This is a genomic window from Trichocoleus desertorum AS-A10, assembly GCF_039962155.1.
Classification (GTDB): domain Bacteria; phylum Cyanobacteriota; class Cyanobacteriia; order FACHB-46; family FACHB-46; genus Trichocoleus.
Genome location: NZ_JAMPKN010000009.1, coordinates 35782 through 62229, shown reverse-complemented (window position 1 = coordinate 62229; position 26448 = coordinate 35782). Strand labels below are relative to the sequence as shown.

The following is a 26448-nucleotide window of genomic DNA, read 5'->3' as shown; positions in this document are numbered from 1 at the left end:
CGGTAGCCAAAATTTCCTAATGCCTGAAAGGGCGAGGTTTTAATCCAGGCTGACTGAGGGTTCTATTGGCTTATCAGGAGTTCCTGAGTCTACATGACTGCTGACCTATTTAATGACGATTGTCTGGCATCGATCCCCAACCGCAGTCAGAGCGAACACGAAGCTCTGCTACGAGGCGAGATTTTACTTAGTACAAGAGCCTATTCTGCTTGGGGAGGGGCGGTTACAGCTTCGATGTATTTGCCCCTGTCGCGATCGCTGACTTGGCAGCAGCTAACCGACTACCCCCGTTGGGTACAGTACTTTCCTGATCTGGTGCGCAGTGAGGTGCTGCAACGAGGCGATAGTCTAGGGTCAGGGGGAAAACGGCTCTATCAGGTGGCAAACAAGGCATTTCTCTTTTTTACTGCTCAAGTTGAGGTTTACCTGCGGGTGGTAGAGACTGTGCATCAAAAAATTCAGTTTCGCCAAGAGCAAGGCAGCTTTACTGATTTTGCCGCTGAATTGACTCTGCAAGATTACCGCACAGGAACGCTTCTGGCCTACTCGGTGCAAGCAACTCCTGCGATTCCGGTTCCGACGCTGTTTGTGCAGCAAGCAATCCAGCTAGACTTGCCAACTAACATGCGGCAGATGCGCCAAGTGCTTTGTGTTAAGTAGATTGAAACTTGGCTTGAGCTAGATTGTGATTGATTGTCCACCCTCATTGACTGAGGTTTTTATGACTGCTTGCTTCCAGCTTCAACCGCGCCCTCAAGATGATGCTTTAGCTCCAAAATATGCTCCTTTGGCTCGTCGGAGCAAAATTGGTTGGACAAAAGTGGCGATCGCGGCTTTGAGTTCGGTGATATCGGTCGGTTTGATGGATGCTGCGACAGCGGCAACACCTGCTTCTTTGGCTGACTCTCCCGCAGCCCAGAAACTCAATAAGATGTTTTCCCCCAAGATCCAGCAAGTCCTCAACTCTTGCGCTCAGCAGGGTAGCGTTAACTTGAGCGCGGGCGCTGACAAAGATGGCTCGGTCATTTGCGCTAACGGGACTCGGAACTCCCCGGTGCAATTTAATGAATATGTCAGTACAGTGTCCGATTTTCTCTCAGCTAGTTTCTTAGTCGGGGTGCGTGCCGCTCTACAGTCTTATCCAGGGGCACAAATGGATATGGTAACCAGTTACCTAGCCACCCCAGATGGCAAAGCTTCCTTGCAAGATGCGCTGACCAATGCCATTACCACCAGTGGCCTAGTGCCGCAAAGTTCTCAGAAGTCTGTCAGTTTTCTAGTGAATCGGGTGATGCAGCGATCGCTACCGATTTTACAAAACACAAATAAATTCAGTAACTTGTTGGGCAGTACAGAGCAGTACCGCAAGGTGGCGAATAACTTCTGCAAACCCCCTGGCATGACGGTAGAGAAAGCTAGAACCTTAGTTCCGCAACTAGATGCGGTGCAAATCTACGCCATCTGTGTGCAGGAATCCGGCTTATCTGATGAAGTCCAAAAGGAGATCCAACAGCCAAACAAGTAGCCATGCAGGAAGAACGACGGCGTAATTGCCCAGCTTTGATTCAGTCTGTTAAGAGATGTTAGGAGATGTTAGGAGGGCGATCGCGCTGTTGTTGGCTCTACAGGAGTTTCCGGTGCGATCGCCTCTACGTCTGCTTGCACAATGCGTAAGATGCGAGCAATGTATGCCGCTCGCTGTTGCTCCCGTTCTACGGCAGCTTGAGGATCTGGCTGGTAAGCGTCAATTTCTGCGTGGGATAGTAAGCCTTTCGCTTGGGCGAGGCGTTCTACTGTGTCAAGGCGATCGCGTAATACAGAAACCTCTTCGGCGAGGGCAAGAACCATTGCCAGCAATTTATCGGTTTCTGGATTCTCGAAGTAAAGGGGTCGTTTGCCTTTGGCGATGGCCATCACTGCTCCTAGGCGATTGCGCCTTGGTTGTACTTGAGAGATCTATAGCAATCCAGAGCAACCCTCAACCTTGTGAATCATTCTGGACAGAACTGCTATCTTTATGGGCAGCTAAAAGAAACCAGTTGCCCCGACTGCCAAAGCCTCCATCTTTTAACTGGCCTGTTTTTAATTCCATTGCTGCCAGCGTTTGAGTGATGTTTTCGGCAGCAAAGCCAGCTTGTAGAGTGAGTGCTTCTAAGTCTAGCTGGCGCATCGCTCCCCACCAAGGTTCATTGTTATTTTGAGTTTCCCAGTCAAACATAAAGGCGCTGAAGGGGTCCATGTTGCGGTAGAGCGGCGCTTCTGCATGTACCATTAATCCACCTGGCTTGAGCAGGCGATTGCATTCACGCAGGATATTGGCGATCGCGTGGGGCGGAGCTTCGTGTAAAAGGATATGAGAAACGATGAGATCAAAGGAGGCATCAGGAAAATCTGTATGTTCAGCGTTCTGTTGGGAAAAATGCACCTGCTTCCCTAATGCTTCAGCCCGGACATGAGCATAGCGCAGCGTAGGAGCAGCGACATCAATGGCATGTACTTCTGCATCTGGATAGGCATCTACATAAGGTAGGGTGCTATGACCGACCGAACATCCTAGGTCTAAAATCTTCTCCGGTTGCCAATCAGGATATTGCAGCTTGAGATAGTTTTGAATGACTGCTTGGCCTATTGCATCATTCAACGGGCCAAGCCGACCCATCGCATAGAGATAGACACCGCGATCGTAGGTGACTCCTGCTGCAATATCCTCGTCGCGATATTCGCTGTGATACCCCCCTGGCATACAGTGGATATCCACCGCTGTATGATAAGCCGGAACTTCTAATGTGGGATTCAGAGTTAACGAACCGATCGCCTGAGTCTGGAGTTGTTGCGATCGCGCCATCAGTTCTGGAAGTTGTCGCTCAACACTGAGGTTGACGGATTCCCACAGCATCTCCTGAGCGTTACGCCGTAATGCTCCCCACATACAGTAGTAGGATTCTTGCTGCATTAATTGGCGAATTTCATGCTGCGTTTCGGGCGATCGCTGTTGTTCTTGCTCAAATTTCGGTTTGAGTCGTTTCTCGTAAATGGTGCGGTTATTTGGTGAGATCTGTGTCGCAATATGTTGTTTTAGACTATGAACAAATTGCTGGCGGGCCAACTCATCATGGCTGGGTTGCGGTAACATCGCATGTTGTACTTGCTCATCCATGACGGCACCTCCTAGCTCTAAAACTTTTGATTCATGAGCCTACGTGGTGTAGATCCAATCACCTTCGAGGCAGAGACTCACCCACTAATCTATCGGCTGGAGCTGCATCTGCCGCGATCGCGTTGTAAAAATTTGTACGCTGGGGAGCCAGATGGTTTGAGTTTCAATGGAGTGCTAGACACGCTTTTGGGCGTGGCCGATATTTAGTGCAGTAATTACTAAAACAAAGCCCTCTGAAAGTTTACTTTCAGAGGGCTTTTAGTTTCATCTGGTATGCCAGGAACGAGACTTGAACTCGTGACACGAGGATTTTCAGTCCTCTGCTCTACCAACTGAGCTATCCCGGCGAGGGGCGCTTTGTTTTCGGCGCTTTATTAAATTAACAAATCTATCTAACTGTGGCAAGAGGTAAAGTCAAAAATTTTCGGATAAGCTCCTCAAGGGATTTGTTGAGCGGGTGAGCGAGTCACTTGGAGTTGGAAAGAGCCGCCTGTAGTTTGCCCAAAATTTTGTACTCGGATTGTATAGCGATCGCTCTGGGGAATCGTAACTGCAAGAGCAGCGTTGGTCGTGCCATCTTCAGCATCATCGTTCTCAGCCAGTGTAAAGCCATCGGGTGAAATCACAGCCAGCATGGGGTCGAAGGTGGTTGAAGTTACGGTGATGGTAATTTGCTCTCCCGCTTTACAGGTGATCACATAATCTCTGGCAAAACCCCCTTGCCCTGTAGGAATATCCCGGTTGGAGAGTTGATCCGAGATCGAGCGATTGAACTGCAAGGCTGGCGGTTTATAGAGCTGACTCCGGGCCTCAACGGCAATGGGAGCGAAAGTACTAGCGAGGACTGCCGAGGTTAGGGATAGGATAAATTTAGGCCAGCAAGCAGCAGGACGATTCAACACAAAGAAGTCTAGCGATCGCATGAGACAGGGATGAGAGTAAAGAAAAAGCAACCGAGTTAACCTAAGTAAGCTTGCTTGACGCGATCATCTTGCAGCAGGTCTTGAGCAGGTCCGGTGAGAGTGATTTGGCCTGCCTCTAAGACATAGCCGCGATCGGCAGCTTGCAGGGCGAGGTGAGCGTTTTGCTCCACGAGCAGAATTGTGACACCAGTATTACGCAGATTCTTGATGATATTGAAGATTTCCCGCACGATCGCAGGGGCTAAGCCTAAACTAGGTTCGTCTAACAGTAACAACTTGGGGCGGCTCATCAACGCGCGGGCGATCGCTAGCATTTGTTGCTCCCCACCACTGAGGGTGCCTGCGAGTTGGTAGCGCCGTTCTGCCAAGCGGGGAAACAGTTGAAATTGCTGCTCGATGTCTTGCTTGACGGCAGCGGCATGGGAGCGGACATAAGCACCTAGCTCTAAATTGTCCAGAATAGTTTGCTTGGCTAAAACTCGGCGGCCTTCCGGGGAGTGAGCCATGCCTAGGGCCACTACTTCATGCGCTTTGCGACGGGTAATGTCACGTCCAGCGTAGACAATTTGGCCGTGGCGCGGATTCAAAATGCGAGAGATGGTGCGGAGTGTGGTAGTTTTGCCCGCACCGTTCGCGCCGATCAGCGTCACCACTTCGCCCTGATTCACCACTAAGTTGATTTCTTGCAGGGCTTGAATGCCGCCATAGTTGACACTGAGACCGCGCACTTCTAGCAGGGCTAAGTCAGTTGCAGGATGCCTTTGCGGTTCCATTTGCTCTTGGGTTGTACTCATACATCGCCCCCTAAGTAAGCTTCGATCACGGCAGGGTTGGCTTTCACCTCAGCAGGCTGACCAAGGGCAATCAGTTTGCCAAAATTGAGTACTGCAATGCGATCGCACAGCCCCATCACCAAGGGCACATGATGTTCGATCAGCAGTACCGTCAGATTAAATTGGGTGCGAATATCGCGGATAAACTCACTCAGTTGTTGTTTTTCGTTGGGGTTCATGCCTGCCGCAGGTTCATCCAGGAGCAGAACTTGCGGTTCCAAGGCTAAAGCACGGGCAATTTCCAGACGGCGTTGGTCTCCGTAGGGAAAGTTGCAAGCTTTTTCCGTAGCGCGATCGCTCAACCCTACCAGTTTGAGCAGTTCTAAAGCTTTTGCTTGGGTTTGGCGTTCCTCTTGGGGAGCAGGCGGCAAGCCAAACACACCTGTAAACAGGCCACTTTTAGTATGAATATGCTGCGCGATCATGACGTTTTCTAGCGCCGACAAGTCAGCAAACAGACGAATATTCTGGAATGTTCGAGCAATGCCCTTGGCCGCAATTCGGTGCGGTCGTTGCCGCGAGATGTCGGTACCTTGATGGAGCAACTGGCCGCTAGAGGGGGGAATCAGCCCCGTGATCAAGTTGAATAAGGTGGTTTTGCCTGCGCCATTTGGACCAATCAAGCCAAAAATCTCACCCGGATGAACGGTAAAAGAAACTGTATCCACCGCACACAGCCCCCCAAAGCTACGAGTTAACGCCTTGGCTTCCAAGAGAGGCTGACGCGGTACAGCAGAGCTACTTTCCAGAACAGGCGATTCAGTCATGGGTGCAGAGCTAAGATTGGAGAAACTGGCATAGACGCACTCTAAATCATTTATAGTGGTGCTGAAAATGGGAGGCTGAACAGGGCCGCGATCGCTCTAGCACCTGCATACAATCACTTCCGCACTCCCGTTGGCATCATCTTTTTAGTGCGATCGCGCCGTTTGAACAAATCGGGTGTGACTAAACCCTGAGGAAAAAAGATCGTGCCGATGACGATCAGCAAGCCGAAGATAATCAAGCGACCATCCCGCAAGAAGCTAGCCAACCAGAGCGGCAGATTAGGCGTATCCGCGATCGCCCGCAGCACTTCCGGTAAAGCGGTGAAGACCATGCCCCCCAAGACAGGTCCAGCCACGGTTCTAGAACCACCAATCAAGACAAACGTGAGATAGATAATGCTGGCATCAAAGGTGCCTTGCCGAGCATTCCAGGTGTTGATGAAGTGGGCACTCACCGCGCCGACGACCCCTGCGAGAATGGCTCCCAGCGTAAAGGCTAAGACTTTGTAGTATGTGGGATTAATCCCCATCGCATCGGCTGCGAGTTCATCTTCCCGGATGGCAATTAGAGCGCGACCAATGCGGATGTTCTCCAGACGGTAGACAAAGAACATACTCAGGAGCAGCAGCGGCACCACAATCCACAGATATCCCAGTGGGGTCTGAAACGGTTGCGGGATGCCAAAGATCCCGACTGCACCTCCGGTAATTTCCAGGTTGAGGGCAAGGACACGCAGAATTTCTACGAAGGCAATGGTAGCGATCGCCAGATAGATGCCGCGTAACCGTAGAGCTGGCACACCAACCAAGACTCCGAGCGCTCCAGACACCGCTCCCGCAATCACCATTTCTAGTAACAACAGCGGGATAGAAAAGGTAGCACCCGTAGAAGGGAACACCTTGGTAGACAAGATTGCCGCAATATATCCCCCTAAAGCGTAGAACCCAGGGCTGGCAAGAGATAGCTGCCCTGCCATTAGCGGCAAATAGAGAGACAGCCCCAACATCGCCCCCAGCAACATAGAGACAATTAGAAAGCCGTAGGTCGCTAGGAAGTCAAAACCATAATCAGACATGATTAAACCTTTTGCACGAAGGTACGACCTAACAAACCTTGCGGTCGCACCAATAGCATCAGAAATAGAATGCCAAAGGCGGCTGCATCTTTGTAAGCCGAGTAGTCAGAGGGGACAAACGCTTCCACTAAGCCAATAACTACCCCCCCTAACACAGCTCCAGGGATACTGCCTAATCCACCCAGCACAATCACTGCTAATCCTTTGAGGCCAAAGCCAATACCAAAGTAAGGCCCCGCAATACCAACGCTAGAGCCAACTAACGTTCCTGCCAAACCACCTAGAAAGCTACTGACGAAAAAGGTCAAGACAATAAAGCGATCGGTATTGATGCCGAGCAGACTGGCAGTTGTGGGGTCTTCTGCCACAGCTTTCATCGCTTTGCCGAACTTAGTGCGGTTAATCAAAAAGGTTAAAATCCCCAAGATCACCACAGAAACAGCAAAAATGATCACCTGTACGGTGCGAATCATGATCGGTTGGGTGGCAGTGCCAAAGTTGATGGCTGCTGGCAAATCGCCATAGGTATTGTTGGGGAAGGTATAAATCTCTGCCCCAACGAGATACTGAATCAAGTTCACAATCACCACTGCCACACCCAAGCTGGAAACGACGGTGAGTAGCGGATCAGCGCGGCGTTGGCGCAACGGTTGAAAGGCAATTCGCTCGACCGCTACACCGACCAAACCTGCTAAACCACTGCCCAATACCAAGGCTAAAGCAAACGGCAGTTGCACCGGGAGAGAGGCATTCGCCAGCAAGCCGTTAAAGCCAAATGCTCCGCCCATGAGCGTGTACGTGAAGTAAGCTCCGAGGGTGAAAATAGCGCCGTGGGCAAAGTTGATAATGCCTAAGATCGAGAAGACCAGGGTATAGCCCAAAGCAAAAATGGCATAAACACTGCCGATCGATAAGCCATTCAAGAACTGCTGAAAAAACAGAGTAAAACTCATCAATTTCTCTGCGAGCTAAGCCTACTTGAGAAACACAAACTTGCCACTATCACGATCGCCTTCCATTTTGATCTGGGCGACATAGAACTCCTTCTGCACCACTTCACCTTCTGGGGTGAACGCAATCTCGCCTAAGGGAGTCGCATATTGCCCCCGCAAAATCTCCTGATTTAACGCTGTCCGCAGCTCAGCGATCGCCCCTGGATTGGGTTTAGCTTTGTCTCCCATTTTTTGTAAGGCTTCGACAAAAACCTGCACTCCCGCAAAAGCTTGAGCGCTGAATTGAGGTGGCTCCTTCTTGTATTGAGCTTGATAAGCCTTGCGGAAAGCCGCATTCACTTCACCAGGATGCTCTGGGCTATACGCTTGAGCAATTAAAATGCCATCACAGAGCGCCTTGCAAACCGGAAAGATATTAGAGGTGTTCAGGCCATTGCCGCCAATAATTGCGCCTTTGTAACCCAGCTCCCGCAACTGCCGCACCAAGTTGCCACCATCGGCAGCCAACCCAGAAATAATTACCAATTCCGGTTTGAGATTGAGCGTATTCGTGACTTGGGTTTGAAAGTCGGTATCTGTGGTTTGAAACTTCTGGACTGTAATCAGATCGAGGTTTTGGTCTTTTACCGTCTGCTGAAAGGTTTCAGTTTCCGATTTACTAAAGGCATCGTTTTGAGCATAAAAAACCGCTACCTTCTTGATGCCAGGATTCAGTTTTAGCGCCGCTTTGACTGCGTTTGGAGCTACCACCGCCACCGGAGCGGAAACTCTGGCAACGTACTCTCCAATCTGCGGCACACCTTTCGCAGTATTAGAAGGGCCAAGGACAGGAACTTTCGCTCGGTCTGCGACTGGATCGGCTCCAAAGGCTTGCTGAGACAAAGTTGGCCCAACAATGCCGACTACTTTGTCTCTAGTAATCAAAGTTTGAAACGCATTAATCGCCCCTGCTTCATCTCCAGCGGTGTCCTGAAACACGAGTTTGATTGGGGTACCGTTGATACCACCTTTTTCATTGAAATATTTCTCGGCAATCTTAGCTCCTGCCACTTGCTCTTGCCCTAACAAAGCCACGTTGCTAGTTTGGGCTACGGCAATGCCAATGGAAATCGGTGTACCTGTACTGGATGTGGTGGTATTAGTTGTATTGTTGGTGGCTGTGTTGTTGGAATTGGGACTACAAGCTCCCAGAAATAAAGCCCCAGTAACTAATAAAGAAGATGTATAAGCGGAAAACTTTTTCATGGCTGACGGCGTGGGAATTTAGCGCTGATTCAAGAGCCAGTTGGGTGAATTGCTTAACTGCAGGCTCGGTATGGACCCAAAGGGTTGGTCATTTCTTTATCATCCCATGAGCGTGTGATCAAGCGGTATCGACCTAGATGCTCGGCGAAAACCTCACCACATCTTGCTCTGCCAACCGAAACTTGCTTGACTCTGCATTCGCGATCGCCCAGGTGCAGCCGCTTAAATTAATCTGAAAAGAATTAGAATTATTTTTATAAATTAAACCGTGCTTGGTAAAATCTTTGAAATTATCAATTACTTATTAGTTAAGGATTAATTTTAGACAGTGATTCAGAAGAATTTCAACGCTAAAGTCTAGCTGAGGTCTAGATGAATATTTCGGAACAACTCAGCCATCAACGAGTTAAGCATATCGTCAATAGTTATCAATTGCATTTTGAGCCAAGCGACTTGATTGATGACTTTGAAGATTACTTAGCGGATCTCCTAAGAGTTTATCCAGCACCTCTGATTGAATTAGCGCTGGTGGAGACGTTAGTAGACAGTTGGTTAACTGTCCCTCTCGTTAGAGGATTTCAATTCCTATTGCAGGCGCATCAGAAGCTTAAGACTTGGGAACAGCAGCCCATTGTGAGCACGATTACACCAGAGCAATTTCAACAAATTGCTGGCCTAGATCCTAGCCCGATCTTTGGGCCCACTCGGCCCACACGGATGCAACCTACTGTATATCCTTCTTAAAGCGCTTTAGATTCGCAATCTCATCAAACTTAATTTCCTCAAACGCGCCTTAGTATTGCGCCTGAGCGATCGCGATGATGCCACAAACCTTAATCCCTTGCGATCGCAGGATTTGGGCGGCTGACTGTACTGTTGCTCCAGTCGTGTAAATGTCATCGAGTAGCAACACAGGGCGATCGCGAGGGCCTCGCCATACAGACTGATTCAGCGCAAAAGCCGCTGCCAAGTTCTGCTCTCTAGCGATTTGCGACAAACCAAATTGAGCTTCTGTGGCTCGAATTCGCACTAAACCTTGCCGCTGCAAGGGCAAACCTGTTTGCTCACAAAAGCTCTGGGCTAAGAGTTCGGCTTGGTTATACCCACGTTGTTTTAGTTTGGCGGTGTGGAGTGGAATGGGCACCACGACGGGTAAGGGTGCTGCCGAAGTGGGATGAATGAGATGTTTTGGCCCTTGCTTGAGCCAAGCTTGCCCTAACCATTGCCCTAGAGGCTGCGCGACTTGGGGTTGGTAGTCGTACTTCAAGCCCGCTAGCACCCGTTTGAGCGTGCCGCCATATTTGCCCCAAGCAAACACCGGGAGTTGCCCCTGCCACTGCGCCGCTGGAGCTGGCAAAGCACAGCGTTGGAGTTGGCGATCGCAGTCGAGGCAAAAGGTGGCGGCAGTCGATCGCTGACATAACGCGCAAGGAGACTCCAGGATTACATTCAGCCAAGCTTTCAACGGATGAGTCCAGTGGCGCATCAACAAACCCAGTGCGGTTATGGAGTAGATCAGTTTGTTCAGTTCTCTCTAGCCAGTTTGCTCTATTCAATTTGTAGAGAAACCTTGCTTCCTTAGACTACACAGCTCGCCTCAAGATCTATCTGTAGACAGAGCGGGATCAAGTGGAAAAGGTTCTTGGAGTCGTTGCTGAATTTAGCTCAATCAGTCTTGATAGAAAGGCTATGTCCTTGAACCCAGAATTGGGTTTTGGGCACCCTGCTCTGTGCTGGGTATGCAGGTCTGTTGACGCTGATCTATTTGATTGATCTATTTAGAGTGAAGGCTGGTTGATGACGGTGAGGTACACGGCTCTACAACATTACGGTATCGCTGCATTTACGGTGGCGATCGCCTTGGTCCTCACCTGCTTACTGCAACCCTTACTGAGTCATACCCCAGCCCTACTATTTTTTATTGCGATTGTTGTCAACACTTGGTACAGCGGGGTAGGCCCAGGGTTTGCGGCTGGTTTTCTATCGGCATTGGCCTTTGAGTTTTTCATCAATCTCCCCTTGTTCCAGTTCAACTTTACTGAAACAGATCTGCTGCGCCTTGGTGCTGGGATTGCCGCAGTGGTGGTGACAAACTTGCTCCACCACAGGCTTTGGGTGGCAAAGCGACAAGCTCATTTGCGAGGTCTGAAGCTCTGGGAAAGCCGAGAACAACTCAGTTTGGCGATCGAAGCCGCCCAAATGGGCAACTGGGATTGGGACATCCGTACCGGTAAAGTTAGCTGGTCACGCCAACAAGAGCGGTTATTTGGCCTGCCCGAGGACTCTTTTTCGGGTACCGTGAGCGCCTTTTTAGCTTGTGTGCACCCAGACGATCGCGATCGCCTCGCCCAATCTTTTAAAGTAGCGCAAGCCTCTAGAGCCGACTATAGCGAAGAGTTTCGGATTATTTGGCCCGATGGCACGCTGCATTGGATCGTCAGTCGGGGGCGGTTTCTGCAAAATGAGATTAGTCAACCGATCCGAATGTTCGGGACCGTTCTAGATATTACGGAACGTAAGCAAGCAGAGGAGGTGCTACGCCAATCTCACGACGAATTGGAACGGTTGGTGGAAGAACGCACTTTAGCGCTCACCCAAGCCAATGTGATTTTGCAGCAGGAGATTGCAGAACGCCAGCAGGCGCAGGAAGCTTTGTATCGGCGGGAGCAAGAATCTAAGGCACTCTTGGATAACACCCCGGATGTAATTATTCGCTGCGATCGCGCCTTTCGCTATGTCTATGTCAATCCAGCCGTAGAGCGCATCACCGGATTCCCTGCCGCTTTCTTCTTGGGCCACACGAGTCAAGAACATGGTTTGCCAGAGTCATTCTGTCAAGCTTGGGACAGCAGCATGGAGCAAATGTTTGCCACGGGAAAAGAGCAGACGGTGGAATTCAAAGCTCCTAGCCTGCAAGGATGGCGCACTTATCAATCACGGGTGGTACCCGAGTTGGATGCTGAAGGAAACGTGCAATATGCCTTGATCGTCAGCCGCGACATCACCGCCCTCAAGCAAGCGGAAGCCGAACGGGTGCAGTTGATCCAGGCCCAAGCTGCACGGGCGGAAGCGGAAGCCGCCCAACAACGCGCCGCTTTTTTAGCTCAAGTGAGTGCTCAACTCGCGACTTCCTTGGAGTCTGAGGTGGCCTTGCAAGCGCTCGCTCAGGTTATCGTGCCCAACTTGGCAGACTACTGCCTGATTTATGTCCGAGATGAAAGTTCAGACCTAATTCGTCGCGTGGCTGCGGCTCATGTTGATCCGACGCAGACCGAGCAATTACTAGCCTTCAATCAAAACTATCCTCTGCATCTGCAAGCCCAGGTGCCCGTGGCTGAGGCGATCCGGACCGGAAAAGCGTTTTGTCAGGCGGAGATCGCGGAGACATTTTTCCGAGAATTTCCCACCAGTTCCGGGCATATCACTGCCATCGAAAATTTAGCCACGCGGTCTTTTACGATTCAGCCGCTCCGGGGTAGCGATCGCATTTTGGGCGCTATTTTACTGGCTACAACTGTCTCGGATCGGCGATATGGACCCGACGAAAGAGTGTTGGTGGAAGAAGTCGCGCACCGAGCCGCGATCGCGCTGGACAACGTGCGCTTATACCAGAAAGCGCAGCAAGCCAGAGCCGCCAGTGAAGCTGCCCGTCGCACCGCCGAAGCCGCCAATCGCATGAAAGATGAGTTTTTGGCTACCCTGTCCCACGAGCTTCGCACTCCCCTCAATTCGATTTTGGGCTGGTCCCGCTTGCTCACACAGCGTCAGATGGATGCCGCTACCACCACACGCGCCTTAGAAACCATTGAGCGCAACGCTAAGTTGCAAGCCCAACTCATAGAAGACATTTTGGATGTTTCGCGGATTATTCGGGGCCAGTTGCGGCTCAATCTCTGCCCTACCGATTTAGTGACCGTGATTCAAGCGGCGATCGATGCAGCGCGCCCGGCGGCTGAAGCTAAGTCACTCCAAGTCACCTGTGCTTGTACTTCTCCCCGGTATCGAGTCACGGTTGATCCAGACCGGATTCAGCAAGTGGTATGGAATTTGCTCTCCAATGCCGTCAAGTTTACGCCGTCTGGAGGGCGAGTCGAGGTGCAGATGGAGCAGGTCCAGGCTTTGGGCAACTCCAACCTAGATTGCAATGGATCCCTGGGTGAGGCTCAAGTAGAAATTCGGGTCAGTGATACGGGCTTAGGCGTGGCACCGGAATTTCTGCCCCATGTCTTTGAGCGCTTCCGCCAAGCCGACAGCACCACGACGCGATCGCAAGGCGGGTTAGGGCTTGGTTTGGCGATCGTGCGTCACTTGGTTGAGTTGCATGGAGGTACAGTCCAAGCTACAAGTCCGGGGGAAGGCCAAGGCGCTACTTTTAGTGTGCGGCTCCCGCTCGTTACTAGGGCAGAACCCACTCAAGTACACAGTGTTGCGGAGTTGGGTGCCGTGGCTACAGACCCAGGGCCAACCCTAGAGGGGATGCAGATTTTGTTGGTGGATGATGAAGTAGATATTAGAGAGTTATTCACGGTTGTTTTAGAAGCCCAAGGCGCTAAAGTCACTGCCGTGGCTGCGGTCGCAGAAGCCCTGGCTGTACTGCAACATTGCCAACCCGATGTGCTCGTCAGTGATATTGCGATGCCAGAGCGTGACGGCCATGAGTTGATTCAACAGGTGCGGGCCGATGACAGGATTTGTCATATTCCGGCGATCGCCTTAACAGCCTACGCTGGTGAAGCAGAACAACAACGCTCTCTCACGGCTGGATTTCAGGTGCATTTGTCCAAGCCTGTAGAACCGATAGCCCTGACTCACGCGATCGCAACCTTAGTGAAATCTAGCCCTAAGGTCAGCCTCTGACAGTAACCTATGTCCAAGATTTTGCATCGTCGCCTCACGGTCTACTTCGTCTTTGGCCTTGCTGTTTTGGCGATCAATGTGGGAGTGTCATACTACCATATCCTGCAACTGATCCGAAACAATGCCTCGGTCACTCATTCCCAAGAAGTGATTATCACCTTGGAGAGAATGCTTTCGACCTTGAAAGATGCCGAAACTGGACAACGAGGCTATCTCTTAACCGGGGCAACCCGCTATTTGCAGCCTTATAACAGTGCGATCGCTCAAATAAATCAGCGAGTGGAGCAGTTGCAAGCCTTGACTAGGGACAACGCGAACCAGCAAGGTCGCCTCGCCTTCTTAAAACCCGTAATCAACCAGAAGTTAAGCGAACTCGACCAAACGATTCAATTGGGCCAGCAGAACAAGCTGGAAGCGGCTCGGCGCATTGTGTTGTCCAATCGAGGCAAACAACTGATGGATCAAATCCGCCTCACGGTTGCTGATATGCAGCAAGAGGAAGCAGACCTGTTAGCGCTGCGATCGCAGCAGTCCCGCGACAGCATCCGCCAGACCACGCTCGCCCTATCGCTAATTGCCATTCTGACCTTGCTGCTACTGGTGGGGTTTTATGCACTCATCACTCGTGACCTAACACGGCGCAAACGCGCAGAAGCCGCTCTGCAACGCTCGGCTCAACGCTTAGCCATCCTGCATGATATTGATCGCGCCATTCTAGAAGCACACTCATCGCTAGAAATTGCTCAATCGGCGATCGCTCGTCTGTGCTACCTAGTACCTTGCCGACAAGCCTTGCTGTTGCGCTACGACTTTGAAGCGGGCGAAGCGCAGATTTTAGGGAATAGCAGCAACGGAAAAGTTTCTCGGTTGGCAGTTGGCACCCGCCTACCCCTGGCATCCGTTTTACCTAATATCGAGCCATCTTCACCCTTGACTTTATCTAATCAGCCTCATGCCGCTGAGGCGCTAGAAGCAACTTGCCCTACCAATCTCTTGCCTGAGCCTACGGACGAACATGAAACCTGTTTGACGTTGCGGCTCAAAAGCGAAAGCACCTTGGTGGGAGAGCTGAGGTTGCTGGGCGCTCATGTGGCCACACTAACCCCTGAGCAGCGAGAAATCAGTCAGGAAGTCGCCAATCAACTGGCGATCGCGCTGGAGCAAGCCCAATTGCGAGAACAACTCCAGCAAAATGCCACCGAGTTAGAGAATCGGGTTTTAGAGCGCACCGCCCAACTCCAAGCAGCCAACACCGAGTTAGAGGCGTTTGGGTACTCGGTTTCTCATGACCTACGGGCACCCCTGAGAGCCATGCAAGGTTTTACCCAAGCCTTGCTGGAAGATTATCAGGAAGCTCTAGATGAAGTTGGCCAGGACTACGCGCATCGCATCAGCAAAGCCGCTCAACGCATGGACACGTTGATTGAAGATTTGCTGGCGTACAGTCGCTTGAGCCGCGCTGAGTTGCAGCTACAACCGATCGATTTAACTGCTTTAGTCAGTGAGATTTTGGCGCAGCTAGACTTAGAAATTCGGCAACGCCACGCCCAAATTACGGTTGTGCCCCCGCTCCTCAGCGTCATGGGTCATCGCGTTACCCTGGTGCAAGTCCTGACCAACTTGCTGATGAATGCATTGAAGTTTGTGGGGGCGGGAGTGCAACCCCAAATTAAAATTTGGGCAGAGACGCAACCCAATGGCGTACGGCTGTGGGTGCAAGATAACGGCATTAGCATCGCTCCGCAACATCAAGAACGCATTTTTCGGGTCTTTGAGCGTTTGCACGGCACCGAAGCATATCCTGGCACTGGCATTGGTTTAGCGATCGTGCGTAAGGGGGTAGAACGCATGGGTGGTCGAGTCGGAGTTGAGTCTTGCCCTACCCAAGGCAGTCAGTTTTGGCTAGAGTTACCACAAGCCCAGAGCTAGACCAAGCTAGAGTTACAAGAGACAGAGACGGAGAGAGCGCTATGATTTCAAGCACGTCAGGATCAGTTTTATTGGTGGAAGATGATCCAAATGACGTTTTACTCATTCAACGAGCCTTTACTAAAGCGAACCTCCCGGCTCCGATGCAGGTGCTAGACAATGGCGAAGCCGCTGTACTGTATTTGTCTGGCCAAGACCCTTATCGCGATCGCCATCAGCATCCCTTACCCAGTCTCGTGTTGCTCGACTTAAAACTTCCCTGCCGTTCTGGGCATGAAGTGCTAGCGTGGTTACGACAACAGCCTGAGCTAAAGCGTCTCCCCGTAATCGTGCTGACTTCCTCTCAAGAAATGGGTGATGTGAATCGGGCCTACGATTTGGGCGCAAATTCTTACTTGGTCAAGCCAGTGGCCTTCAACGCTTTATTAGACATTGTGAAAATGCTCGATCTCTATTGGATGAATCTCAATCAAGCTCCCACGCTGGCCCACGATTGAGCCTTGATGCCATCCCAGATGCGGTTTAGGATGCAAGTTAAAGCGATCGCGGCAATTGTATCCAGACCCGACTTGCAGTAACTTTTCTCTGGCGCAGCTTAAAGTGGATATTCAGTTGGCAATCCTATGGCAAGGATTTTGATTATCGATGACAACCCTGATGATCGCCTCCTAGTAAAGCGGGAGTTACACCGGGAGTTCCAAGACGTAGAGTTTCAGGAAGTTGCTACTGCGGCACAATTGAGCCAAGCTCTGGCTACAGATACGTTTGACTTAGTCGTCACTGACTATCAGCTAGGTTGGAACAATGGGGTGGCGATCGCCCAAGCTATTAAAGCCCGTTATCCTGACTGTCCGGTGATTATGTTCACCAACAGCGGTAACGAAGAAGTGGCGGTGGCAGCGATGAAGGCTGGGGTAGAAGACTACATTCTCAAGTCTCCCAAACACACCTTTCGCTTAGCGATCGCCGTCCGCTCTGCCCTAGAACATGCGATCGAGCGCCGCAAATCGGCCCAGCTACAACAACAACTCCAATCTTTGCTGGTGCGGCTGAATGTAGGTGTGTTTCGAGCGAGTGCAGATGGGCATTTGCTGGAAAGCAATAGCGCCTTTCAAAAGATCCTGAAATTACCGCACACTACCGCTGCCCTAACGCTGAATTGGGAAGAACTGTTTTGCCACCATGCTGACTACTTAGAATTTCAACAGTGGTTACAAGCCAGTAGCCGCTACTACGAGCGCGAAGTCCAGCTCTGTAGCCAGGGTAGTCGCATTTGGGCTTTGCTCAGCGCCACCTTGAGCCAATCAGCCGATGGTAAAACTTTTATTGATGGCTTGTTAGAAGACATTACTCCCTACAAACAAGCCGCGATCGTTTTAGAAGAAACGAATCAAACCTTACAAGCGCTGATCCAAGCCTCTCCGCTCGGCATCACCATGCTGGACCCCGAAGGCCGAGTCCAGCTTTGGAACCCTGCCGCTGAAAAGATTTTTGGTTGGTCTGCGTCAGAAGTACTGGGTCAACCTCTCCCTAGTATTCCTGTCGATAAACAGGCAGAATTTTTGCAAAATTTGCAGACGACTTTAGCGGGCCAACTGCTCAGCGGATTTGAAACTTATCGCCAGCGCAAAGATGGAACGTCGATCTTTATTGACTTATGGACGGCGGTGCTACGAGACGACAAGGGGCAGCCCAACAGCGTTGTGTCGCTGATGTCAGATGTATCCGAGCGTAAGCGTGCCGAGGTGGAGCGGCTGAAGCTGCTAGAGCGAGAACAAACGGCTCGAGCGGCGGCGGAAGCTGCGGAACAGCGATTTCGCGATTTGGTGAATGGACTCGACGCGATCGTGTGGGAAGCCGAAGCTAAAACTTGGCAGTTTACCTTTGTCAGCCAGCAAGCAGAAACGATGCTGGGCTACCCCATCGATCGCTGGCTGGAAGACGCAACTTTCTGGCCCAGCTTAATTCACCCAGACGATCGCGATCGCGTCCGCCAGATCTGCCAAACAGCAACGACCACCCGCCAAAACCAAGATTTTGAGTATCGGGCGATCGCAGCGGATGGCCGAGTTATTTGGTTACGGGACATTGTTTACGTCGTCACCGATGCTTCCGGTCAAGCTCAGCAACTCCGAGGTGTGATGGTAGAAACCACTGAGCGCAGGCGGGCGGTGAGCGCTTTGCAGTTTTTGGCCGAAGCCAGCACTGTATTAGTGTCTTCGCTCGACTACGAAGCCACGCTGACCAGTATGGCGCAGCTCACCATCCCTACCCTGGCCGACTTCTGTACCATTGATATGGTGGAGGAGGGAGAAACGCTGCGGCGCTTAGCGATCGCTCACAGAGACCCGGCGCAAGCTCAAATGATGCAAGAGCAGTTGCAGCAGTACCCGCCCAATTTGACCAAGCCGCACCCTGCTTTCACTGCTTTACGCACTGGCAAGTCTGTGCTGATTCCGGAAATTTCCCCTGGGTTTTTGGCTGAAATTGCCCAGGATGCCAAGCACTTAGCTGTGTTACAGCGCTTAGCAGGCCGCTCTCTCATGTGCGTCCCTCTCGTAGCCCGCGAAAGAGTGTTGGGGGTTATTTCTTTAATTCGAGTGGACTCTACGCGACCTTACCAATCAGCCGACTTGGACTTAGCAGAAGATTTAGCCCGTCGGGCGAGCGCCGCTGTAGACAATGCCCAACTCTACCAGGCAACCCAAACGGCTAATCGCATGAAGGACGAATTTCTCGCCATCGTATCTCACGAGTTGCGATCGCCCCTCAATGCCATTCTGGGCTGGTCCCGCCTGTTGCGAAATCGCAATTTTGATCCTGCTACCACCGAGCGCGCCCTAGAAACCATTGAGCGCAATGCCAAGCTGCAAACCCAATTAATTGAAGATTTGCTCGATGTCTCCCGAGTGATGCGGGGCCAGATAAAGCTGCAAATGCGGCAACTTGACTTGGTGCCAGTGGTTGAAGCGGCCTTCGACGCTGCCCGCCCTTTACTCGAAGCCAAATCGATGCAACTGCAACTCATTTTTGACCAACCCAATAGCTTTATCTTGGGTGATAGCGATCGCTTGCAGCAGGTGATTTGGAATTTACTGTCCAATGCGATCAAGTTCACGCCTCCAGCAGGGCACATCACGATGCATCTGCGTCACTGCGAAACCACTGTAGAAATTGAAATCGCTGATACGGGGCAAGGCATTAGTCCGATGTTTCTCCCCCATGTCTTTGACCATTTTCGTCAAGCCGACAGTACGACAACTCGCTCTTTCGGCGGTTTGGGTCTAGGACTCGCGATCGTGCGACATTTAGTCGAGCTACACGGAGGCCAAGTGAAAGCAGCCAGCCCAGGTATAGGCCAAGGCGCTACTTTTACCGTCCGCTTACCTCGGAGCTTGGGTCCTATCCCAGAGACTGTTCTACCTTCAGTCACGTTGGCAGGACCCGCCATAACCCTCCCATCTACGTCCAATCTGAATAACTTACGCATTTTGGTGGTGGATGACGATGCCGATACCAGAGAATTTCTCACGACTGCTTTAATGCAGCAAGGGGCTGAGGTAAAAGCCGTTGGCTCCAGCCCAGCGGCCTTAGCCATGCGGCAACAGTGGCAACCTCAAGTGTTAGTCAGCGACATTGGCATGCCTGGTGAAGATGGCTACGTTTTAATCCGACAGTGGCGCGCGGCAGAAGCAACCCAAGGTCGCAATATCCCAGCGATCGCCTTGACTGCCTATGCCCAAGCAGAAGATCGCCAACAAGCTCTAGCCGCCGGATTTCAGCATCACTTATCCAAGCCTGTAAACTTGGCCGAATTAATTAATTTGATTGTTAGCTTAGTCAGCTAACTGAATGAGTCGGCTAAGTCGGTTAAATAGCAGTCAGGTCTTTAATCATTGCAAGGAAGATTCAGGGAAAGACAGCCACTAGATTAAGATTGAAAGATTATTTTCAGACCAGCGCTGCCTGTGCCTAGCCTGTACTGGTTGAATCAAATTCAACATACGAATCCTTTGTGGTTTGGAAATCAAGCCTTTTATCTCGGTCATCTGCTTCAGAGTGGCTACCCTGTGCTATCCGGTTTAGTGGTACCAGCCCAAACCTTTCAAGAATTTATTGAGTCTATTCAGTGGCGAGAGCCATTTGCTGATCTTCCGAGTTCTTCGTTGCATCTGAACGTCGATCATCCTCAACAATTGCAGGCGATCGCTCAGCACATCCGTCATGAGATTACGACCACTCCATTACCAGAGCTGTGGCTAGAAAACTTAAGCGAAGCGGCCTCCCAACTGCAAGCCACCACCCTGATTTTGCAACCTTCGTTGGCCCTGAAGCCACCCGCCGACAATCTCTTGGCCCTAGAAGCTGCCGAGATCTTTGAGCCGCAAATTTGCTCTGCTAAACCAGAAGCCTTAGCAGTCGGCTTAAAAAAAGTTTGGGCAGAGTTGTTTCGAGCCAAAAGTTTGCTGTACTGGCAGCGAGCCGAAATTCCTTTAGAGCAAATTTGCTTAGCCGTGTTGATTCACCCAGTCTTGCCCGCGATCGCCGCAGGAGTAGTGAAGGTTGAGGATAATCTTGTTGCGATTCAGTCTACTTGGGGTCTAGAAACCGCGATCGCTTGGGGTGAAGTGACTCCAGACTCTTACGAGATAGATGCGCTCCAAGGCATTGTGCAAGCTCAAACCTTGGGCAGCAAAACCTGCGCCCATACCTTGCCCCAAGCCCCCGATTTCTTACCGTTCTTAAAGGACATTAGCCAGCCTGCTTTTCAACATCCCGATGGCTGCTTGCAGGTTCACCTACTCACAGAAGCGCAGCAAAACCGATACGCCCTGCCTCCAGCCACGCTGCAACAACTGATTCGGATCGCGCAACAACTCAAAACTGACTTTAGCGCTACCTTCACCTTCAAGTGGATGTGGATGCAGGCAGATATAGAGTCTCCCCCGGAGCTGTATCTCACCCAAGTTAACTTACCAATTTCGGAACTCCAGCAACCAGACCAGATCGCTCCATCATGGCTGCGGAAGACTGTGCCGACAGAACCCCAATTGATTCTAAAAGGATTGGCGGCGGCTAGTGGCCAAGCGATCGCCGAAGCAGTCGTGATTACTGATGCCCACTTACCTGAGCACATCCCACCCGGTCGAATTTTAGTCACCACCACGCTCACACCAGATTGGTTTTCATGCTTGCAGCAAGCCGCTGGTTTGGTGGCTGAGCAAGGCGGCATGACCAGTCACGGCGCTATTTTGGCGCGGGAGTTAGGATTACCAGCGATTGTGGGTGCGGCGCAGGCGACTCGCATTATTCAGGCGGGGGAAACAGTGCTATTGGATGGCACGCAGGGAGAGATTTATCGGATTGCTGATTTCAGAACCACTCATTACCAACGACAACCACCTCCAACCCAGCCTAAGCCAAAAACCACACTGCCTGCCGATGGGCACTCGATCAATCGCTCTGGTCAAGATAGCCCTGTTTCATCTCCTAGTTCGTCTCCTAATTCTCGCTGGAGCGATCGCCCCCTACCCGCGATCGCCACGCAACTGTTGGTCAACCTGAGCCAACTTCGTTTCATCGACCAAGTTAAAACTTTGCCCATAGATGGCATTGGGTTAATTCGCTCAGAACTGATGCTGCTAGAGGTTCTAGAACACCAACATCCTAATCTATGGTTGCAGCAGGGGCGGCAGCAAGAGTTTGTAGATCGAATTGCCAGTCAGGTGAGCCAGTTTGCGAAAGCCTTCGCTCCGCGTCCAGTGTTTTACCGGGCACTCGATTTGCGCTCTCATGAATTCCAAGCGCTAGAAGGCGGCAGATTGCTACCCGCCGAAACCAACCCCATGTTGGGACTGCGGGGCACATTTAGCTATCTTCTCGACTCCGCCTTATTCGAGCTAGAACTCACAGCCCTGGCGGAGGTGCAACAAGCGGGTTACAGCAATGTGCATTTATTGCTGCCTTTTGTTCGCACAGTAGAAGAGTTTAGCTTTTGTCGGCAGCGGGTAGAGCAAGCTGGGTTGATACAGCAAGCAGAGTTTCAACTTTGGATCATGGCAGAGGTGCCATCGGTACTATTTTTGCTGCCAGATTATGTGAAAGCTGGGGTCCAAGGCATTTCGATTGGCACCAATGATTTAACCCAACTTTTGCTAGGAGCCGATCGCGACCAACCAGAACTCGCTGCCGCCTTTAATGAACGCCATCCAGCCGTGTTACGAGCGATCGCTCAACTGATTCAGCTAGCTCAAGCCGCCGGGATTTCTTGCTCTATTTGTGGCCAAGCGCCTGCCCAATCTCCAGAATTGATTGATCACTTAGTTCGTTGGGGCATCAACTCGATCTCTGTCGATGCCGAGGCAGTTGAGCGCACTTATCACGCGATCGCCCGTGCAGAACACAAGCTCCTGTTAGCAGCAGCACGGCGACAACTTGACTTGGCTCCTTAAATAGGGTGACTAGGCCTAAGACTATAGTTTGATGACAGTATCCTAGACTACAAGCTAAAGTGTTTTAACCAAAATTTAATCTCAGCTTAAAGTAGTCAATGTCTGAGCTGATTCTGCGATTTTTTATCGGGGGACTCTTCGTCTCTGGTTTTGCTGTTATTAGCGATGTGCTGCGACCTAAAAGCTTCGCTGGGCTATTTGGTGCGGCTCCTTCTGTAGCTTTAGCAACCTTAAGTATCGCCTTTGCCAACAATGGCATGACTTATGTACAGACAGCAGCGCAAGCCATGATCGCCGGGGCGATCGCCCTGTTCTTCTACAGTCTGTTAGTCACATGGTTGCTATTGAGCCAAAGAATTAAAGCTTGGGTGGCGGCTGTGGCAGCTTGGCTATTGTGGCTAACCGTTGCTTATGGATTGTGGACAGTCAGCTTTACTTAGGATGACTGAGGAAAAGTATGGGTATCAAGGTTGATCTTTCTAAGCTGAAACAAATGCGTTGGTCAGACTATGCTATCCGGTTTGTGTTTGGCGGGCTAGTCACTATGCTCACCGGAGTTTTGGCCTATCGCTATGGTCCCAGTATTGGCGGATTGTTTATGGCCTTTCCTGCCGTTTTACCTGCGAGCATCACCCTCATTGAAAAGCACGAAAACATAGATGCTGCTGGAGCCGATACCGCAGGTGCAGCTCTAGGCAGCATTGGTCTGGTTACCTTCGCGATCGCCGTTTGGTACTTTGTTGATCGCTGGGCAGCATCGGTAGTTTTGATCGCTGCAACACTCATCTGGTTGGTCGTAGCAATTACTCTCTGGCTGGTGTCTACAGCAATTTCTAAATCGTTAAAACCTAAGACTGATCAGCGCTAAAAATTATTTAAAGTGATTGGCTGTAGGGGGAACGGCCGTTCGCCCCTACGAATATTTGGTAAATAGAATTTAGAGAATTGGTATTACTTAACCAAATATAAAAAACTCCCTACTCGGCAAATGTTGCTAGCTAGGGAGATATTAGTAATTCATCTTATCCAACATTTCCTAGGTCCAGGAATTGTTTTAGCGAACCTCAGTTCCCTGATTCGGGCCACCAATCACTTCCACCGGAGCGCCTGGATCTTCGGGTTCGGCACCGGAGCTAGGATCAGAATCAGAGCGCTGACTAGTCATCCGATACCGCTCATCTAAGGGTGTATCTCCCTCGTCTGTGGTGGGTACATGAGTTTGGGTGCCCGGATTATCTTCAGGATCAAAGCGATCGTTTTCTGGTCTGTTATCACGAGGATCAGTTGTCATATTTACACTCTCTTAAATAAAGACCTTATGTCACAAGATTAGTCCTTAGCTTTGCAAAGGTTTTCTATCATTGGGTATGAGTGCCCCTATGACTAATTCGAGAGGAAATCTGAACTAAAAATAATCTGTTTCGGTATAACTGATTACAATTCGGCTTCACGGTCAAGATTAGCGGGGTTTACCCGAAATATAGCCAGTTTGCCGCAGAAAACGACGTAATTCGGTAAAGTACTGCTGGCGATCGGGCCCTTTGTAAGCTTTTTGGACTTTTTGCCAGCCATCTTGTTCTTGGCCGAGCAAGTATTTATCAGCTAAGTAGGCAGCCAGCGCCCCTTTCCCATACTCCACATCATCATTCTGTCGTTCGACAAAGGTTTGCCACCAGAAATAGGCATCGTTATGAATGAGCTTGGGGTACTGGCGAGTTACATCCACCATTTTGCCTTGCCGATATTGCCAAATCTGGAGTGGGTAGCCAGAGGCAGCGTAGCTACCAAAAGCATAAGCAAAGGCATCATTGCGCCCGTTAAACTCTGGTACTCCGTTCTTGTCCAAGTCTTGCAGTTGGTACCCCCCATTGCCCCACTCAAAGCGATCGTAACTGTACTTTCGAGAGTTGGGGTTGTAACGGTAGATCAGCGAGTAGGTGCAACAGTGCGCTCCACCTGTAAACAGATCGATTAACACTTCTGGCTCTTGGTTGCCATCTAAGTCGCGCACTTGAAAGGCAGCCTGAGCGTTTTCTTTGGCCCAATCTGTCCCTAAAGCCACTAGAGGCCAATTCCCTTCACTATCTGGCAAGGGTTGATCAAGCAGTGTTTTTCCACCACGGGTGATTTTTAGGCGTAGGTCATTAAACTGAGTAAATTCCGTGTTGGCTTTTTGGTAAGCAAGTTCTGCTTTCACGTTGCCTGCTTGAGCCGTTTTGCTGGTAGCCGTGGCGGGAGCTGGCAGCAAGATAATGCTGAGTAGAGCTAACCAGACTAATCCTGGACTCACACCAGCATTGAGCAAGTTCTTCATCGTTTTAGTTTTGCCGCCTAATTTGAGTAATCTGCTAGAAGTAGGTAAAATTCTTCACCCTATAGGATTCCCAGGATTCACAGCTATAGCAATGGACAGCAACTGCCAGCCTCTGCCAGCCTTAGGAGTTTTGTACTTAGCCGGGAATATCGGGAATATAGAGAGGGCGATCGCTCCCACAACTTCAATGACCGCAGATTCAATTCCGCATCTAAACCCATGCCACAATCTGACTTCATTGCCTTGCCAGCCACCTCCTCACCACCCATCATCGGATTACTTCCTGCGGGCGGTCAGGCAACGCGGATTTCACCGCTTCCGCTCAGCAAAGAGTTATATCCGATTGGATTTCAAGCGGTAGCATCCGGAAGAAGTGTGCGGCCCAAAGTGGTGAGCCAATATTTGCTAGAGCGGTTGCAGCAAGCGGGGATTGCTCAGGCTTATTTCATTCTGCGGTCGGGCAAGTGGGACATTCCCGCTTATTTTGGTGATGGCTCAATGCTACAGATGCACTTGGGCTACTTACTCATGGGGTTGCCCTATGGAGTACCTTATACCCTGGACCAAGCTTATCCGTTTGTCCAAAACGCGATCGTGGCACTGGGGTTTCCAGATATTCTGTTTTGGCCCGAAGATGCGTTTACTCATTTGTTACGACGGCAGGCCCAAACTGAAGCTGATGTAGTTTTGGGCTTGTTTCCTACCGACCAACCCCAGAAGGCAGGCATGGTTGATTTTGACTCATCCGGGCAAGTGCAGCTGATTATTGAGAAACCGAGTCAAACTACTTTGCAATATATGTGGGCGATCGCGGTCTGGAATCCAACGTTCACTCAGTTTCTCCATGACTACCTCAAGGAAATCGAAGCAGCCAAGGCCCAAAATTTAGGACCCCGATCGCCCCAAGAACTCGCGATCGGGGATGTGATTCAAGCGGGAATTACAGCAGGGTTGCGAGTCGAAGCAGAGGTGTTTGAGGCAGGGGTATACCTCGACATTGGCACCCCCGAAAATCTGGTTAAAGCGGTGCAGGATTACGCACGCTTAGATCCTGAGATTGGTTTAGCTCCGGAAGTTTGAACTAGCTGGACCCAGGATCAGCTTCAGAGGTCGATTCAAAGGTTCTACGATAGCGCTTCCGCAAAATCAGGCCCAACGTCACCTCCTTCATCAGCCAGTACAAGCCAGTAATAACGATGAATGTGACGAACATTACGAGGGCAGGACGCTTAGCTACTAAATCATCTACGACTTTGTCTGCTACGGAGTCTAGGCGTGTGACTAAATCCCAACTGTTAAAACGCAAGAATCGCCCTAGGTAGATGCCGAGCGCACTCAACGCATGCAGAACCAATTCTGCCCAAAGCACATAGCGATGCCGTTGTCGTTGGTTGAGGTAATGGCCCAAGTTGATCAGCGATAGGACATAAGCTTGAAATCCCGCCAGAATAAACAACATATACTGCGGTACTAGGACGAGAGTGACAATCCACTCGGAAAATCCTTCGCGAATGTCGTAAATTAGATGAATGATGTCAGTCAGAACGTAGGGAGCGTTGGGTAGAAAGGCGACAAATACCAACAAACCCAACCACCAAAGAATGGAGGGCTGCCGACTTCTACGAAATAGCCAAACGCTCAATCCTAACGGGATAAGAGCTAGGAATAAGTTCCAAGCCATCCAATCACTGTTACGGTGTAAAACCTTGCCAGCAAACAGAATCCAGTTGAGCAGTTCTGCTTTCATAAGCATTCAATCAAGAACGAATCAGCAGCGATAACTTGCCCTGAAATGCGCAATTAGGGGCGATCGCTTCTTCATACTAGCCGCAGGTTTTCACTCACCGTCAAGATAAAGCCTAAAATGGAAGTAGGTTTGCGTCATCCAACTCAGCTTCAGGGGCAAACGCTTTTAGAACCCGGTCCAAATTAAGTCGCATCG

24 protein-coding genes and 1 tRNA gene are annotated in these 26448 nt (G+C 50.7%); 12 read left to right on the top strand and 13 right to left on the bottom strand.

Going from position 1 to position 26448, the window contains the following annotated elements:
- Positions 1 to 93 precede the first annotated feature (93 nt).
- Positions 94 to 660, top strand: coding sequence for an SRPBCC family protein (locus NDA01_RS14170; RefSeq protein ID WP_348228438.1), 567 nt, complete (start codon positions 94 to 96; stop codon positions 658 to 660).
- Positions 661 to 721: 61 nt separating this feature from the next.
- Positions 722 to 1525 (top strand): hypothetical protein, encoded by an 804-nt coding sequence (locus NDA01_RS14165; RefSeq protein ID WP_348228437.1) that lies wholly within the window; start codon positions 722 to 724, stop codon positions 1523 to 1525.
- Between the two features lie 68 nt (positions 1526 to 1593).
- Here the strand turns inward: NDA01_RS14165 and NDA01_RS14160 are convergent, their stop codons facing one another.
- Together NDA01_RS14160 and NDA01_RS14155 are read right to left on the bottom strand one after the other, a co-directional pair.
- Complete coding sequence (locus NDA01_RS14160; RefSeq protein ID WP_348228436.1) at positions 1594 to 1914, bottom strand: hypothetical protein; 321 nt, start codon at positions 1912 to 1914, stop codon at positions 1594 to 1596.
- A gap of 64 nt (positions 1915 to 1978) precedes the next feature.
- Complete coding sequence (locus NDA01_RS14155) at positions 1979 to 3157, bottom strand: class I SAM-dependent methyltransferase (protein ID WP_348228435.1); 1179 nt, start codon at positions 3155 to 3157, stop codon at positions 1979 to 1981.
- Positions 3158 to 3190: 33 nt separating this feature from the next.
- Here NDA01_RS14155 and NDA01_RS14150 point away from each other — a divergent pair, with 33 nt between their 5' ends.
- The gene (locus tag NDA01_RS14150) at positions 3191 to 3364 is read left to right on the top strand and encodes a hypothetical protein (RefSeq protein WP_348228434.1); all 174 of its coding nucleotides are present in this window, start codon (positions 3191 to 3193) and stop codon (positions 3362 to 3364) included.
- 67 nt (positions 3365 to 3431) lie between these two features.
- On the opposite strand, the gene NDA01_RS14145 is transcribed toward NDA01_RS14150, so the two are convergent.
- The 7 genes from NDA01_RS14145 to NDA01_RS14115 all read right to left on the bottom strand — a co-directional run bounded on the left by NDA01_RS14145 (position 3432) and on the right by NDA01_RS14115 (position 8954).
- Positions 3432 to 3504: transfer RNA gene (locus tag NDA01_RS14145), tRNA-Phe, on the bottom strand.
- Between the two features lie 90 nt (positions 3505 to 3594).
- Positions 3595 to 4110 carry a PPC domain-containing protein gene (locus NDA01_RS14140; protein ID WP_348228433.1) on the bottom strand — a complete coding sequence of 172 codons (516 nt, stop codon included), beginning with the start codon at positions 4108 to 4110 and terminating at the stop codon, positions 3595 to 3597.
- A 5-nt stretch (positions 4111 to 4115) separates the two neighbouring features.
- Complete coding sequence (locus NDA01_RS14135; protein ID WP_348228432.1) at positions 4116 to 4874, bottom strand: ABC transporter ATP-binding protein; 759 nt, start codon at positions 4872 to 4874, stop codon at positions 4116 to 4118.
- Entirely contained in the window at positions 4871 to 5680 is an 810-nt protein-coding gene (locus tag NDA01_RS14130) for an ABC transporter ATP-binding protein (protein ID WP_348228431.1), read from the bottom strand. The genes NDA01_RS14135 and NDA01_RS14130 overlap by 4 nt, the downstream gene beginning before the upstream one ends.
- A gap of 113 nt (positions 5681 to 5793) precedes the next feature.
- Complete coding sequence (locus NDA01_RS14125; protein WP_348228430.1) at positions 5794 to 6756, bottom strand: branched-chain amino acid ABC transporter permease; 963 nt, start codon at positions 6754 to 6756, stop codon at positions 5794 to 5796.
- Between the two features lie 2 nt (positions 6757 to 6758).
- Positions 6759 to 7709 (bottom strand): branched-chain amino acid ABC transporter permease, encoded by a 951-nt coding sequence (locus tag NDA01_RS14120; protein WP_348228429.1) that lies wholly within the window; start codon positions 7707 to 7709, stop codon positions 6759 to 6761.
- A gap of 21 nt (positions 7710 to 7730) precedes the next feature.
- Positions 7731 to 8954 carry an ABC transporter substrate-binding protein gene (locus NDA01_RS14115; RefSeq protein WP_348228428.1) on the bottom strand — a complete coding sequence of 408 codons (1224 nt, stop codon included), beginning with the start codon at positions 8952 to 8954 and terminating at the stop codon, positions 7731 to 7733.
- Between the two features lie 372 nt (positions 8955 to 9326).
- Between NDA01_RS14115 and NDA01_RS14110 the strand changes: the two genes are divergently transcribed.
- A complete protein-coding gene (locus tag NDA01_RS14110) occupies positions 9327 to 9698 on the top strand; it encodes a hypothetical protein (protein WP_348228427.1) in 372 nt (123 codons plus the stop codon).
- A gap of 49 nt (positions 9699 to 9747) precedes the next feature.
- Here NDA01_RS14110 and NDA01_RS14105 read toward each other — a convergent pair whose 3' ends face one another.
- Positions 9748 to 10440, bottom strand: coding sequence for a ComF family protein (locus NDA01_RS14105; protein WP_348228426.1), 693 nt, complete (start codon positions 10438 to 10440; stop codon positions 9748 to 9750).
- A 311-nt stretch (positions 10441 to 10751) separates the two neighbouring features.
- On the opposite strand from NDA01_RS14105, the gene NDA01_RS14100 reads away from it, so the two are divergent.
- From NDA01_RS14100 to NDA01_RS14070, 7 genes are all read left to right on the top strand, one after another.
- Complete coding sequence (locus NDA01_RS14100) at positions 10752 to 13811, top strand: ATP-binding protein (RefSeq protein ID WP_348228425.1); 3060 nt, start codon at positions 10752 to 10754, stop codon at positions 13809 to 13811.
- A 9-nt stretch (positions 13812 to 13820) separates the two neighbouring features.
- The gene (locus NDA01_RS14095; protein ID WP_348228424.1) at positions 13821 to 15740 is read left to right on the top strand and encodes a sensor histidine kinase; all 1920 of its coding nucleotides are present in this window, start codon (positions 13821 to 13823) and stop codon (positions 15738 to 15740) included.
- 41 nt (positions 15741 to 15781) lie between these two features.
- On the top strand, positions 15782 to 16237 hold the full coding sequence (locus NDA01_RS14090; protein WP_190554473.1) for a response regulator: 456 nt from the start codon (positions 15782 to 15784) through the stop codon (positions 16235 to 16237).
- A 126-nt stretch (positions 16238 to 16363) separates the two neighbouring features.
- On the top strand, positions 16364 to 19588 hold the full coding sequence (locus NDA01_RS14085) for a response regulator (protein ID WP_348228423.1): 3225 nt from the start codon (positions 16364 to 16366) through the stop codon (positions 19586 to 19588).
- A 120-nt stretch (positions 19589 to 19708) separates the two neighbouring features.
- Positions 19709 to 22192 (top strand): putative PEP-binding protein, encoded by a 2484-nt coding sequence (locus tag NDA01_RS14080; RefSeq protein ID WP_348228422.1) that lies wholly within the window; start codon positions 19709 to 19711, stop codon positions 22190 to 22192.
- Between the two features lie 98 nt (positions 22193 to 22290).
- Positions 22291 to 22632 (top strand): DUF3147 family protein, encoded by a 342-nt coding sequence (locus tag NDA01_RS14075; protein ID WP_190431928.1) that lies wholly within the window; start codon positions 22291 to 22293, stop codon positions 22630 to 22632.
- Between the two features lie 17 nt (positions 22633 to 22649).
- Complete coding sequence (locus tag NDA01_RS14070; protein WP_348228421.1) at positions 22650 to 23060, top strand: DUF3147 family protein; 411 nt, start codon at positions 22650 to 22652, stop codon at positions 23058 to 23060.
- Between the two features lie 186 nt (positions 23061 to 23246).
- Here the strand turns inward: NDA01_RS14070 and NDA01_RS14065 are convergent, their stop codons facing one another.
- Positions 23247 to 23483 carry a hypothetical protein gene (locus NDA01_RS14065; protein ID WP_190431930.1) on the bottom strand — a complete coding sequence of 79 codons (237 nt, stop codon included), beginning with the start codon at positions 23481 to 23483 and terminating at the stop codon, positions 23247 to 23249.
- Between the two features lie 168 nt (positions 23484 to 23651).
- Positions 23652 to 24506, bottom strand: a complete 855-nt coding sequence (locus NDA01_RS14060; protein ID WP_348228420.1) for a hypothetical protein — start codon at positions 24504 to 24506, stop codon at positions 23652 to 23654.
- A 219-nt stretch (positions 24507 to 24725) separates the two neighbouring features.
- Here NDA01_RS14060 and NDA01_RS14055 point away from each other — a divergent pair, with 219 nt between their 5' ends.
- Positions 24726 to 25586 (top strand): sugar phosphate nucleotidyltransferase, encoded by an 861-nt coding sequence (locus tag NDA01_RS14055; protein WP_348228419.1) that lies wholly within the window; start codon positions 24726 to 24728, stop codon positions 25584 to 25586.
- A 1-nt stretch (position 25587) separates the two neighbouring features.
- Here NDA01_RS14055 and NDA01_RS14050 read toward each other — a convergent pair whose 3' ends face one another.
- On the bottom strand, positions 25588 to 26253 hold the full coding sequence (locus NDA01_RS14050) for a DUF1361 domain-containing protein (RefSeq protein WP_190431932.1): 666 nt from the start codon (positions 26251 to 26253) through the stop codon (positions 25588 to 25590).
- Positions 26254 to 26448: the final 195 nt, after the last annotated feature.

Excerpts from the sequence above, each read along its gene's own strand:
- NDA01_RS14170 (WP_348228438.1), top strand. The coding sequence starts at position 94 with ATGACTGCTGACCTATTTAATGACGATTGTCTGGCATCGATCCCCAAC.
- NDA01_RS14165 (WP_348228437.1), top strand. The coding sequence starts at position 722 with ATGACTGCTTGCTTCCAGCTTCAACCGCGCCCTCAAGATGATGCTTTA.
- NDA01_RS14160 (WP_348228436.1), bottom strand. The coding sequence starts at position 1,914 with ATGGCCATCGCCAAAGGCAAACGACCCCTTTACTTCGAGAATCCAGAA.
- NDA01_RS14155 (WP_348228435.1), bottom strand. The coding sequence starts at position 3,157 with ATGGATGAGCAAGTACAACATGCGATGTTACCGCAACCCAGCCATGAT.
- NDA01_RS14150 (WP_348228434.1), top strand. The coding sequence starts at position 3,191 with ATGAGCCTACGTGGTGTAGATCCAATCACCTTCGAGGCAGAGACTCAC.
- NDA01_RS14135 (WP_348228432.1), bottom strand. The coding sequence starts at position 4,874 with ATGAGTACAACCCAAGAGCAAATGGAACCGCAAAGGCATCCTGCAACT.
- NDA01_RS14130 (WP_348228431.1), bottom strand. The coding sequence starts at position 5,680 with ATGACTGAATCGCCTGTTCTGGAAAGTAGCTCTGCTGTACCGCGTCAG.
- NDA01_RS14125 (WP_348228430.1), bottom strand. The coding sequence starts at position 6,756 with ATGTCTGATTATGGTTTTGACTTCCTAGCGACCTACGGCTTTCTAATT.
- NDA01_RS14120 (WP_348228429.1), bottom strand. The coding sequence starts at position 7,709 with ATGAGTTTTACTCTGTTTTTTCAGCAGTTCTTGAATGGCTTATCGATC.
- NDA01_RS14115 (WP_348228428.1), bottom strand. The coding sequence starts at position 8,954 with ATGAAAAAGTTTTCCGCTTATACATCTTCTTTATTAGTTACTGGGGCT.
- NDA01_RS14110 (WP_348228427.1), top strand. The coding sequence starts at position 9,327 with ATGAATATTTCGGAACAACTCAGCCATCAACGAGTTAAGCATATCGTC.
- NDA01_RS14105 (WP_348228426.1), bottom strand. The coding sequence starts at position 10,440 with ATGCGCCACTGGACTCATCCGTTGAAAGCTTGGCTGAATGTAATCCTG.
- NDA01_RS14100 (WP_348228425.1), top strand. The coding sequence starts at position 10,752 with ATGACGGTGAGGTACACGGCTCTACAACATTACGGTATCGCTGCATTT.
- NDA01_RS14095 (WP_348228424.1), top strand. The coding sequence starts at position 13,821 with ATGTCCAAGATTTTGCATCGTCGCCTCACGGTCTACTTCGTCTTTGGC.
- NDA01_RS14090 (WP_190554473.1), top strand. The coding sequence starts at position 15,782 with ATGATTTCAAGCACGTCAGGATCAGTTTTATTGGTGGAAGATGATCCA.
- NDA01_RS14085 (WP_348228423.1), top strand. The coding sequence starts at position 16,364 with ATGGCAAGGATTTTGATTATCGATGACAACCCTGATGATCGCCTCCTA.
- NDA01_RS14075 (WP_190431928.1), top strand. The coding sequence starts at position 22,291 with ATGTCTGAGCTGATTCTGCGATTTTTTATCGGGGGACTCTTCGTCTCT.
- NDA01_RS14070 (WP_348228421.1), top strand. The coding sequence starts at position 22,650 with ATGGGTATCAAGGTTGATCTTTCTAAGCTGAAACAAATGCGTTGGTCA.
- NDA01_RS14065 (WP_190431930.1), bottom strand. The coding sequence starts at position 23,483 with ATGACAACTGATCCTCGTGATAACAGACCAGAAAACGATCGCTTTGAT.
- NDA01_RS14060 (WP_348228420.1), bottom strand. The coding sequence starts at position 24,506 with ATGAAGAACTTGCTCAATGCTGGTGTGAGTCCAGGATTAGTCTGGTTA.
- NDA01_RS14055 (WP_348228419.1), top strand. The coding sequence starts at position 24,726 with ATGCCACAATCTGACTTCATTGCCTTGCCAGCCACCTCCTCACCACCC.
- NDA01_RS14050 (WP_190431932.1), bottom strand. The coding sequence starts at position 26,253 with ATGAAAGCAGAACTGCTCAACTGGATTCTGTTTGCTGGCAAGGTTTTA.